Annotated in this window: 9 protein-coding genes; 1 reads left to right on the forward strand and 8 read right to left on the reverse strand. The window is 71.7% G+C overall.

Annotated features, from left to right (window positions below; genetic code table 11):
* Positions 1–41 precede the first annotated feature (41 nt).
* The gene (locus tag GPA04_RS16235; protein WP_156225224.1) at positions 42–719 is read left to right on the forward strand and encodes a metal-dependent transcriptional regulator; all 678 of its coding nucleotides are present in this window, start codon (positions 42–44) and stop codon (positions 717–719) included.
* Here GPA04_RS16235 and GPA04_RS16240 read toward each other — a convergent pair.
* The 8 genes from GPA04_RS16240 to GPA04_RS16275 all read right to left on the reverse strand — a co-directional run bounded on the left by GPA04_RS16240 (position 703) and on the right by GPA04_RS16275 (position 11388).
* Positions 703–1587 (reverse strand): metal ABC transporter permease, encoded by an 885-nt coding sequence (locus GPA04_RS16240; RefSeq protein WP_156225225.1) that lies wholly within the window; start codon positions 1585–1587, stop codon positions 703–705. The genes GPA04_RS16235 and GPA04_RS16240 overlap by 17 nt on opposite strands.
* Complete coding sequence (locus GPA04_RS16245) at positions 1584–2324, reverse strand: metal ABC transporter ATP-binding protein (RefSeq protein WP_156225226.1); 741 nt, start codon at positions 2322–2324, stop codon at positions 1584–1586. The genes GPA04_RS16240 and GPA04_RS16245 overlap by 4 nt, the downstream gene beginning before the upstream one ends.
* Positions 2321–3226 carry a metal ABC transporter substrate-binding protein gene (locus GPA04_RS16250; RefSeq protein WP_156225227.1) on the reverse strand — a complete coding sequence of 302 codons (906 nt, stop codon included), beginning with the start codon at positions 3224–3226 and terminating at the stop codon, positions 2321–2323. The genes GPA04_RS16245 and GPA04_RS16250 overlap by 4 nt, the downstream gene beginning before the upstream one ends.
* A gap of 168 nt (positions 3227–3394) precedes the next feature.
* Positions 3395–5077: an FAD-binding oxidoreductase gene (locus tag GPA04_RS16255; RefSeq protein ID WP_156225228.1), complete on the reverse strand. Its 1683-nt coding sequence runs from the start codon at positions 5075–5077 to the stop codon at positions 3395–3397.
* A gap of 78 nt (positions 5078–5155) precedes the next feature.
* Entirely contained in the window at positions 5156–5899 is a 744-nt protein-coding gene (locus tag GPA04_RS16260; RefSeq protein ID WP_156225229.1) for a lysophospholipid acyltransferase family protein, read from the reverse strand.
* A complete protein-coding gene (locus GPA04_RS16265; protein ID WP_241680854.1) occupies positions 5896–6696 on the reverse strand; it encodes an SDR family NAD(P)-dependent oxidoreductase in 801 nt (266 codons plus the stop codon). The genes GPA04_RS16260 and GPA04_RS16265 overlap by 4 nt, the downstream gene beginning before the upstream one ends.
* The gene (locus GPA04_RS16270; RefSeq protein WP_241680855.1) at positions 6696–9014 is read right to left on the reverse strand and encodes an HAD-IB family hydrolase; all 2319 of its coding nucleotides are present in this window, start codon (positions 9012–9014) and stop codon (positions 6696–6698) included. Before GPA04_RS16270 ends, GPA04_RS16265 begins: the two co-directional genes overlap by 1 nt.
* A gap of 10 nt (positions 9015–9024) precedes the next feature.
* Positions 9025–11388: a glycoside hydrolase family 3 N-terminal domain-containing protein gene (locus GPA04_RS16275; RefSeq protein WP_156225230.1), complete on the reverse strand. Its 2364-nt coding sequence runs from the start codon at positions 11386–11388 to the stop codon at positions 9025–9027.
* Positions 11389–11646 lie beyond the last annotated feature (258 nt).

The raw sequence follows: 11646 nt of genomic DNA on the forward strand, positions 1-11646 counted from the left end.
CGACCGGCACGGTCGGCACCGACGTTGGTAGTTTGCCCAGCATGTCGGTCTCCGAGCTCTCCGCGAGCACCCAGAACTACCTCAAGGCGATCTGGGCGCTCGCGGAGTGGTCCGACGAGCCGATCACCCCGACCGCGATCGCCGCGAAGGTGGGGGTGCGGCTCTCGACGGCGTCGGACGCGATCCGCAAGCTCGCCGCCCAGGGACTCGTCGAGCACACCCGGTACGGCTCGGTGGCGCTGACGCGCGCGGGCCACCGGCACGCGGTCGCGATGGTGCGCAGGCACCGGCTGATCGAGACGTTCCTCGTGCAGGTGCTCGGCTACCGCTGGGACCAGGTCCACGACGAGGCCGAGACGCTCGAGCACGCGGTCTCGGACTTCATGGTCGACCGGATCGACGAGCATCTGGGCCATCCCACCCGCGACCCCCACGGCGACCCGATCCCCCACGCCGACGGCACCGTGACCCAGCCGGACGCCGTGCAGCTCACCGGCATCGAGCCCGGCGTCGTGGTGACGGCGGAGCGGATCTCGGACGCGGACCCGGACCTGCTGCGATTCTTCGCCGAGCGCGGCCTCGGCGTCGGCGCCACCCTCGAGCTCCGGTCCGGTGCCCCGTTCTCCGGATCGGTCGAGGTGGTGGTCGACGGCGGCGAGGAGTCCGTCGCGCTCGGGCAGTCGGCCACCGACGCCATCTGGGTCACGCCGGGCGAGTGAGCCCGGCCAGGCGACGCCGACGGCGGCGCGCCGCCAGCTTCGTCCCGATCAGGCCGCGGCGCGGGCTGAACAGGTAGACCAGCGCGAACACCGAGCCCTGGGAGAGCACCACCATCGGACCGGTCGAGGTGTCGAGGTAGTAGCTGGCGTAGACGCCGACCACACCGCACAGGACCGCGAGCGCGGGGGCGATCACCAGCATCGTCTGGAACCGGTCGGTCAGCAGGTAGGCGGTGGCGCCGGGGATCACGAGCATCGCGACCACGAGCACCACGCCGACGGCCTGCAGCGCCACGACCGCCGTCAGCGCCAGGAGCCCGAGCAGCAGGCCGCCGAGAACGGCCGGGTTGAGCCCGATCGTGTGCGCGTGACCGGGGTCGAAGGCGTAGAGCGTGAGGTCGCGACGCTTGACGAGCAGCACCGCGAGCACCGCCACCCCGATGATCGCGACACCCACGAGGTCGGTGCGGGAGACCCCGAGCAGGTTCCCGAAGAGCACGTGGTTGAGGTCGATCTCGCTCGGCGTCACCGAGACCAGCACGAGGCCGAGGGCGAACAGCGTCGTGAACACCGTGCCGATCGCGGCGTCCTCCTTGACGCGGCTGGTGCTGCGCACGGCACCGATCAGCGCGACGGCGAGGAACCCGAAGACCGCGGCCCCGACCGCCAGCGGCACGCCCAGCACGTAGGCGATCACGATCCCGGGCAGCACCGAGTGCGACACGGCGTCGCCCATCAGCGACCACCCGATGAGCACCAGCCAGCAGGAGAGCACACCGCACACGACCGACGCGAGCAGCGTGGTGGCGAGCGCGCGCAGCATGAACTCGTAGCCGAGGGGCTCGGCGAGCATGTCGAGCAGGCTCATCGCTCCTCCTCCCGCCACATCGGGTCGAGACCGAACGCCAGCGCCAGGTTCTCCGGGCGCAGCACCTCCGCGGGGTCGCCCTGGGCGAGCACGCGCCGCATCAGCAGCACCGCCTCGTCGGCGAGCGTGGGCAGCGCGTGCAGGTCGTGGGTGCACACGAGCACGGTGGCGCCGTCGGCGGCGAGCTGGCGCAGCAGTCGCGTGATCATCGCCTCCGACCGCTTGTCCACGCCGGCGAAGGGCTCGTCGAGCAGCATGATCGTGGCCTGCTGCGCGATCGCGCGCGCCACGAACGCGCGCTTGCGCTGCCCGCCCGAGAGCTGCCCGATCGGGCGGTTCGCCAGGTCGGTCAGCTCGGTGCGCTCCAGGGCGACGTCGACGGCGGCCCGGTCAGCCGGGCGGGCGCGTCGCGTCGCTCCCATGCGGCCGTACCGGCCGGTCAGCACGACGTCGCGCACCGAGAGGGGGAAGTCCCGGTCCACGTCCTCGCTCTGGGGCACGTACGCGATCGAGCCGCGGCTGCGCGCCCGGGCCGGTGGGCCGCCGTCGACGCTCACGGTCCCGGAGTCGGGCCGGATCAGCCCGGTGATCGTCCTGACCAGGGTCGACTTGCCCGACCCGTTCATGCCGATGAGCCCGCACACCCGCCCGGCGTGGAGGTCGAGGTCCACGTCGTCGAGCGCGAGCACGTCGCCGTGGTTGACGGTGACGCCGCGGACCTCCACCGAGGCGGTCACGCCGCTCCCCCGGTCAGGCCCGCGACGATGAGGTCGACGTCGTAGCCGATCAGGTCGAGATAGGTGGGCACGGGGCCGTCGGCGTCCGAGAGCGAGTCGACGTACAGGGTGCCCCCGAAGCTCGCACCGGTCGCCTCGACGACCTGCTGCATCGGGCCGTCGCTCACCGTCGACTCGCAGAACACCGCGGGGACCTCACGCGTGCTGACGATCTCGATCGCCGCCGTGATCTGGGAGGGGGTCGCCTGCTGCTCGGCGTTGACCGGCCAGATGTAGGCCTCGGTGAGCCCGGCGTCACGCGCCAGGTAGGAGAACGCGCCCTCGCAGGTGACCAGGACACGCTGGTCGGCCGGCACGGTCTCCAGCGCGGTGACCAGGTCGTCGTGGACGGCGCGCAGCTCGCCGGCGTACGCCGACCCGTTCGCCTCGTAGGTGTCCGCCCCGTCGGGGTCGAGCTCGCTGAAGGCCTCGACCATGATCTCGACGTAGGCGACCACGTTGAGCGGACTCATCCACGCGTGCGGGTTCGGCCGGCCCGCGTAGGCGTCGCTGGCGATGTCGATCGGGTCGATGCCGTCGGTCAGCACCACGTGCGGGACGTCCGCCTCCGCCACGAACCGCTCGAACCATGCCTCCAGCCCGAGCCCGTTGTCGAGGATCAGGTCGGCGTCGGAGGCGTTGCCCACGTCGCGAGGTGTCGGCTCGTAGCCGTGGATCTCCGCGCCCACCTTGGTGATCGACTCCACCCGGAGCCGGTCCCCCGCGACGTTGCGCGCGATGTCGGCGAGCACGGTGAAGGTGGTCAGCACCACGGGGCGGGGGTCCTCGTCCTCCGGCGCGCCGCTGCACCCCGCGAGCACCAGCAGCACCAGCGCCGTCATCACCGCCGTCACGCGACGCATCCGACCTCCGATAGGGCGAACTATAAAGTTCGGCCTACCGTAGTTTGTGGCGCGGGTCGCCGCAAGCACTCGCTCGCAGCAACGAGATCGGACCTCCGGCTCGAGGTCGCACCGCCGGGGGTGCGATCTCGAACCGGAGGTCCGATGTCGTGGTGCGAAGCGGTCAGCTCACCATTCGCGCTGACGCGGGATCAGCGAACCGGGGTTGAGGTTCCTGCTCGGGTCGATGGCCTTGAGCAGCCCGACCATCTGGTCGACACCGGCGACCGAGATGTCCTGCTCCATCCACGGGGCGTGGTCGGTGCCGACGCCGTGGTGGTGGGACAGCGTGCCGCCGCCGTCGATGAACGCCTGCTGGATCGCGGTCTTGACGACGTCATACTGGCTGAGGAAGTCGCCGTCGGGGTTCGGCGGGAAACCGAACGTGAAGTACAGGCACGCGCCCGAGTGATAGCTGTGCGAGAGGTGGCACATGATGTACCCCTTCACACCGATCTCGGCGAACGCGCCGTTCACGGCCCTGATCGCGCGGTGGTAGACCTCGCCGAGCCGCTCCCACGGCGCCGCGGTCTCGGACACGTCACCGACCGCACCACGGTCGAGCAGGAAGTCGCGGATGTAGGGCGTGTCGAACTTCTTCTGGTCGTACAGCGCGCCGGGGCCCTTGCCGAGCCGGATGCCGCCGTGCTTGCCGATGATCTTCCCGACGATCGCCTTGTCGGCGCGGACCTTCGCTGCCCCGCCCTCGTAGCCGATGTAGGAGATGCAGGCCTTGTCCAGGTCCCAGCCGCGCTTGTCGAGCAGGTCGAACAGCAGCGGCCCGACCTTGCTGGACAGCGAGCTCGACTCCTTGCGGGTCGCGAGCGAGAAGCCGGTCTCGTTGGCGTCGGAGACGCGGGTGATCGACGGCGAGGCGTCCGAGGTGGAGATGTCGCGCATCGCGCCGAGCCCGGCCGCCCAGTTGGGGAACAGGTAGGCGATGACCTCGCGGTTCTCGGGCATCCGGTGCACGTTGACCCACGCCTCGGTGATGACGCCGAGGCGGCCCTCGGAGCCGAGGATCATCTCGCGCACGCTCGGGCCGGTAGAGGTCGAGGGCAACGGCCGCAGCACGAGCACCTTGCCGGGCTGCACGACGCGCAGCCCGCGGGTGATCTCGGCGATGTCTCCGTACTTGTCGGACTGCATGCCCGAGGACCGGGTCGCGATCCAGCCGCCGAGCGTCGAGTGCTTGAAGGAGTCGGGCTGGTGCCCCATCGTCCAGCCGCGCGGGTTGAGCTGCGCCTCGATGTCGGGTCCGAGACCGCCGGCCTGGATACGGGCGAGACCCGACCCCTCGTCGATCTCGAGCACCTGGTTCATCCGGCCCATGTCGAGCGAGATGATCGGCCGGTCCTCGTCGGGCGGCGGGGTGAGGCTGCCGGAGATGTTGGAGCCGCCGCCGAACGGGATCAGCACCGCGTTCTTCTCGACCACGAGGTCGACGATCGTGCGCACCTCGTCCTCGTTGGCGGGGTAGACCACGACGTCGGGGATGCGCGGCAGGTGGCCGGCGCGCACCCACACCAGGTCCCGCATGCCCTTGCCGTAGGTGTGGACCACGCGGTCCATGTCCTCGGTCGTCACGTGGTGGTCCCCGACGGCGGAGCGCAGCGCCCTGGCGAGGTCCTCGCCCAGTCGGGAGGTGGGGACGTCGATGTCGCTGAAGTCCGGCGGCGGGGTGCCGGGCTCGGTGAGGTCGAGGCCGACCTTGTCCAGGATGAACGGGGCGAAGTGCGGCTTGTCCTCGTGATGGAAGGCGATGCCCTCGACACCCCATCCCCACCACTTCTGGTGCGTCACGTCAGCCACTCGTCAACCTCCATGTCGGGTGCTTCGACGCTGCCGCACCCGCGGCAACGCTCGTTCTTGTCGTGACGCGCGGACGCGTCACGAGGCGTCCTCCTGGGCGTCGAGGTGTCGGCCGCGGTTGCGCGACCGGTCCTCGTCGTGGATGAGCACGGTCGTGGACTGGGTCGTGTACATCGCGCGGACCCGGCCCTCGACGCGGGCGTTGAAGTCGGCGAGCGACTCGCCGGCGCGGACGCGCAGCGGCTTCCCGATCAGCAGCTTCACCGGCGGCCGGCCGGGCTTGGGCCAGTTGCGGCCGACCGGCATCGCCTCGTGCGCGCCCACGATCGCGACCGGCACGACGGGCACGCGCAGCGCCCTGCCCAGGGCGGCGGCGCCCGGCTTGAAGGACTTCATGACGCCGTCGCGCGAGCGGGTGCCCTCGGGGAAGATGCACAACGGCACCCCTGAGCGCAGCAGCGAGACGCTGAGGCCGGCGTTCTTCGACTTCCGCACCCCGCGGTCGACCGGGTAGGAGTTGAAGAACAGCCCCACCAGGTTGCTGCGGATCGGGTTGTTGTAGAAGTAGTCGCCTGCGGTGGCGGTGGCCAGGTCCCTGGTGAGCGAGTACGGCAGCGACGAGAGCATGGTCGCCGCGTCGAGGTGGCTCGAGTGGTTGCCGACGATGATGAACGGACCCTGCAGACCCTCGACGTTGCGCTCGCCCTCCACGCTGACCCGGACCGCGGAGGCGATCACGGCCCGCAGGACGAACCGCTGGCACACGTACCGCACGGCGCGGTGCCACGCCCAGTGGTAGCGCTCGGTCGGCTTGCGGCTCATGTCGTGGCACCTCGCCGCAGCATCGCCGTACCCCAGCGCACCAGCGGGCGGGGGGCATGGCGGATGAGGAAGGCGATCACGGCGAACCGCGTCGACGGGATCGAGCGGTCCTTGCCCGCCTCGACCGCCACCAGGGCGTCGCGGACCAACCGGTCGGCGTCCAGCCACAACCAGTCCGGGATCTTCGAGGTGCGGATCTCGGCGCGGGTGTGGAACTCGGTCCGCACCCAGCCGGGGACGAGCGTGAGCACCTGCACCCCGGTGCCCTCGAGCTCGAGCGCGAGCGCGTCGGAGAACGTGTTCACCCACGCCTTGATCGCCGAGTAGTTGTTCTGGGCGATCATCCCGGCGACCGAGCCGATGTTGACGATCACGCCGTGACCGCGCTCGGCCATGGTGTGCCCGGCGGTGCCGGCGAGCACCAGCACGGCGCGGATCATGACGTCGACCGCGCGGGTGTGCACCGCGAGGTGGTCGCCGCGGGCGATCGGGTCGTGCAGCCCGTAGCCGGCGTTGTTGACGAGGATCTCGACGGGTCGCTCCTCGTCACGGAGCCGCTCGGCGACCTTCTCGACCTCCGCGGGGTCGGACAGGTCGGCCGACATCACCTCGACGTCGACGCCGAAGCGCCGGGTCAGCTGGTCGGCGACGCTGGCGAGCCGCTCGGCGTCGCGCGCGACCAGCACCAGGTCGCAGCCGCGCCCGGCCAGGGCGCGCGAGAAGGCGAGGCCGATGCCCGAGGTCCCGCCGGTGACGAGCGCACGGCCGTGCAGCGGCGAGCGACCGTCGAGCGCCATCACCGCCGCGTCCCCGAGGGCTTCGACCGGCCGGGACCACCGCCGGGCAACGACCCCGTGACGCCACCGACAACGCTGCGCGCGATCGAGCCGAACCGGCTGTCGGCCGCGTGGGTCCAGGACTGCACCGGCCACCGCTTCTCGCGCGCGTAGCGGTACAGGTTGGCATCGGGGTTGACCACCGTCGGGTGACCCACCAGCTCCAGCCACGGCCGGTCGGCGTAGGTGTCGCCGTAGCCGTAGGAGTGCGCGAGGTCGTAGCCGTGATCGCGGGCGTAGCGGGCGAGCCAGGTCGCACGCGCCTCGTCCACGAGCGGCGAGATCGCCAGGTGTCCGGTCCACCGGCCCTGCGCGTCGACCTCCATGGAACCGGACACGACGTCGTCGAACAGGTGCGCGATCGGCTCGACGAACACGTCGATCTGCCCCGTGATCAGCACGAGGCGGTGACCGGCGGCCCGGTGCGCCTCGATCCGCTCGAGCGCCTCGGCGAGCATCCGCGAGCGCAGCAGCGGCGCGACCTTGGTCGCGACCAGCTGGCGCAGCTCGGCCTCGTGGGTGCCGGCGTAGCGGCGCATGAAGGAGCGGATGAAGTCGCCGCGGTCACGCTGCTCGGCCTGCAGGTAGGACATCGAGCGACCCACCATCCCGGACAGCTCGCCGAGCGCCTTGTGCGGGCCCTGGGCCATCTCCACCCACACGTAGGTCTCGAGCAGGTTGGCCGCCGCGACCGTGCCGTGCAGGTCGAACACCGCGAGCACGTCGGTCCGTTCCGGGAGCGCCGTCGACTCGTTCCCACCCGCGCGGCCGCGCTGCTCGCGTGCCCGCATCAGGCCCGGCACGTTGGGGATGTGCACGGTCTGCAGGTAGTACGGCCAGTCGATCTCGGTGACGTCGAAGCCGTGCTCGGCCTTGCGATCCTCGGGCAGCGACTCGTGCAGCGCGCGGGTGCGGGCGTCGTCGAAGACGACCTCGGTCTGCGTGTAGGGCTGGTACAGGTCGGTGAACTTGCGGAGCGTGCGCAGGTCCCGCTTGGCCTTGTAGATGCCGGAGATCCACTTGCGCGTCGTCTGGTTGGCCGGCAGCCGGCCCACCAGCTTGTCCGCGGTCTCCACCGCCACCTCGCGGCGGCGCAGGCTGCGCTCGACCTGCGGTCCGTTCGGGAAGGTCCAGTTGGGGACCTGCACGCTCGTGCCCTCGTCGTCGAGCAGCGGGTGCTCGCGGAAGTACCCGCGCACGAGCCCGATGGTCTCGCCGAAGCGCAGCGGGTTCCGCAGCCCGGAGCCCACCTGGTAGTACCGCGGCTCGCCCGGAGGAGCCGCCGCGACCGCAGCCGCGAGGATCGCGTTGACCACGTGATCGACGGGGATGACGTCCAGCACGGTGTCGTGCAGGGCCGGGAACTCCGGCAGCATGCCGCGACCGTAGGCCGCGATCAGCGGGTCGGCGACCTTGAAGCCGTCGATCCAGCCGGGGTAGGGGTGCCGGTAGGAGGACTCGATGATCGTGGGCCGCACGACCGACAGCCGGTGCTCGGTGCCCCACAGCTGCTCGGCCACGCGCTCGCCGAGCGCCTTGGTGAAGGTGTAGACGTCGGGCCACCCCAGCGACAGCGCGCGGGTGCGGCCGGCCTCGACCAGGCGGTCGTTCACCCACTGCTTGCGGGCCTCCTCGGCCGCGGCCGAGACCGCCTGGGCCCCCGCCCGGCGGTGGGTGGCGCGCGCCTTCGCAAGCATCGGCTTGAGCAGGTCGGGACGCCGCGACGCAGCCTCGGCCTCTCCGCGGGCCGCGAGCGCGCGGGCGGTCTCCAGGCTGCGGTCGATCGTGTGCTCGAGCGAGCGCTCCTCCGAGACCCCCTTGCGCAGCCCCGCGACGTAGCAGGTGGACACGTGCACCACGTGCGGGTCCGAGCCCGAGCGCTGCAGCGCCTCGTACAGGCTGACCGGGCCGTCGACGTTGGCGGCGAACGCCTCGTCGATCGGGAGGTCGAAGGAGACCGTGGACGCCGAGTGCACCACGTAGTCGATGTCGCCGGGCAGGTCCGGGACGTCGCCCAGGTCCCCCGAGACCACGGTGACGCGCGCGGCCGCCTCGGCATCCGCCGTCGACGCCCCGACGCGCTCGCGCCAGGCGGAGAACACGGGCTTGCGCAGCAGCTTGTCGACGCGCATCTGCGCGGTCAGCGCTCCACGCGGACGCACCAGCACGCTCACCCGGGTCGACGGGTACGCCGAGAGCAGCTTCTCCAGGACCGCCTGACCGACAAAACCGGTCGCCCCGGTCAGCAGGACATGCGCGTTGCTCAACGGTTCGGACACCGAACGCACTTTACGCGGAAGCGCCGCCCTCCGTGGCCCCCGGGCGCTCGTGCTCACCGAAGCGACCGAGCAGGTGCTCGAGCGTCTCGACGGTGAACGCCTGGCTCAGACCCATCATCGGCACCTTGACGATCGGCATCGCGCCGAGGAAGGCAGCCGTGGCCGCGTCGGCGCCGTCCGGGTCGAGCATCGCGCCGAGCTCCTCGACCTGGGCCAGCAGCGCCGGTCCCGCCTCGGGATGGTTGAGCCACTCCTCGATCGTGGAGTGGGCGGTCAGCGGGATGGGCGCGCTCGGGGCGGCCAGGTCCACCTCCGCCTGCAGCGGCAGGTCGCGCGAGGACGCCCCCGCCGCGACCACCAGAGGCCCCGCCTCGACCACCCAGTCGTGGCGGCGGACGTCCCAGTGGCTCAGGTCGCGCCGCGTCAGCTCCAGCCGGACGGTGCTGCGCTCGCCGGGGGCGAGCTCGACGCGCGCGAAGGCCCGCAGCTCGCGCGGTGCCCGCGCGAGCGCCGAGGCCGGCCGGCCCACGTACACCTGCGGCACCGCGACACCCGCCCGGGGCCCGGTGTTGGTGACGTCCAGGCTGACCCGCACGACGGCGTCGCTCGCCTCGGTCGTCTCGGTCACCTCGAGGGTCTCGACGGCGAGATCGGAGTAGCCGAACGAGGTGTAGGTCAGGCCGTGGCCGAACGGGTAGGAGACCTCGGCGGCCATGGCGTCGAGACCTCGGTAGCCGATGAAGAGGCCCTCGCCGTAGCGGACGACGCCGTTCTCGCCGGGGAAGTTCAGCTGCGCGGGGATGTCGGTCAGCCGGGTGGCGATCGCCTCGGCGAGCCTGCCGGAGGGTGCGACGTCCCCGGAGATCAGGTCGATCGCGGCGCTGCCGCCGGCCTGCCCGCCGAGCCAGAGCTCGAGGATGGCGTCCGCCTGCGACTCCCACTCCGCGAGCGCGACGGCCGCACCGTTGGCGAGCAGCACGACGGTGCGCTCGGCCACGGCCGCCACCTCGTGCAGCAGCGCGCGGTGGCTCGCGGGGATGTCCGCGTGGGTGCGGTCGAAGCCCTCGGACTCGTCGGCGGCGGGGAGCCCGAGCACCAGCACGGCGGTGCGGCCGCGCGCGGCCGCCACGGCGTCCTCACGAAGCTGGTCGTCGGTGCGGTCGTCAGCGGCGCCGGCCCCGCCGGGGACGTCGGCCTCGGCGAGCCGGTAGCCGGGGTGGAAGGGGATCGAGAGGCCGCGCTCGGCGAGCGCGGACACCATGCTGTCCAGCCGCGTCGGGTTCACCTGCGAGGAGCCGGCGCCCTGGTAGCGCGGGGTCCGCGCCAGCTCCCCGATCAGCACCACCGACCCTGCGGAGGAGTCGAGGTCGAGCGGGAGTGCGCCGTCGTCGTTCTTGAGCAGCACCGCCGTGCGCGTGGCGACCTCGCGGGCCAGGGCGTGGTGCGCCTCGGCGTCGACGGAGCCCGGCTTGGCGAGCGCGGGCAGCGACCGAGCGACCATCCGGAGCACCCGCGCCGCCGCGGTGCTCACGTCGGCCTCGTCGAGCTCGCCCGCCTCGACGGCCGCGACGATCCGGGCGTCGTTGATCCCGAACGAGGAGGGCATCTCCAGGTCGAGCCCGGCAGCGACCCCGGCGGGCCGGTCGTCGACGGCGCCCCAGTCGGAGACCACCAGACCCTCGAAACCCCACTCCTTCCGCAGCACCTGGGTCAGCAGCCACGGGTGCTGCGAGGCATAGGTGCCGTTGACCTTGTTGTAGGAGCACATGACGGTCCACGGCTGGGCACGCCTGACCACGGTCTCGAAGGCCGGCAGGTAGATCTCCCGGAGGGTGCGCTCGTCCACCCGCGCGTCCACGCGCATCCGGTCGGTCTCCTGGTTGTTCGCGGCGTAGTGCTTGAGCGAGGTCCCCACGCCCTGGGACTGGATGCCCCTCACCAGCGCGGTCGCGAGCTCGCCCGCCAGGTGCGGGTCCTCGGAGAAGTACTCGAAGTTGCGGCCGCACAGCGGGCTCCGCTTCATGTTCACGCCCGGCCCGAGCAGCACTGCCACGTCGTTGGCGCGCGTCTCGCGGCCCAGCGCCTCCCCGACGCGGACCATCAGCTCGGGGTCCCACGTGCTCGCGAGCCCGGCTGCGGAGGGGAAGCAGGTGGCCGGGACCGAGGCGTTGAGGCCCAGGTGGTCGGTCTCCCCGGCCTGCTTGCGCAGACCGTGCGGGCCGTCGGTCACCATGACCGCCGGGATCCCGAGCCGCTCGATCGCCTGCGTGTGCCAGAAGTCCTGGCCCGAGCACAGCGACGCCTTCTCCGCCAGGGTCAGCTCGGCGAGGATCCGCGGGATGTCGGCCTCGGTGAACGTGGGGCGCTGGGTCATTCCCGCACCTTATTGACGCGACCGCCGCCGCGGGCGGGGATGGAGCAGGTGAACCTCCGGTGACCCAGCGCCCACCCACCGGCAGCGCCGGTGACATAGCGCCCACCGGTGGCCTCTGCGTGGGCGCTAAGTGTTGCGTCTCATGAGGTTGGTGACGGGGGTGTGAGCGAGGGGTAGGTCCCGGCGGCAGGATGGAAGTACCTCTACGACCGTTCTGCTTGAAGGACCTACCCCTCGATGTCTCACGCTAACGCCCCG

Origin of the sequence: Pseudactinotalea suaedae, from assembly GCF_009733815.1 — a bacterium.
In the GTDB taxonomy this organism is placed as follows: domain Bacteria; phylum Actinomycetota; class Actinomycetes; order Actinomycetales; family Beutenbergiaceae; genus Pseudactinotalea; species Pseudactinotalea suaedae.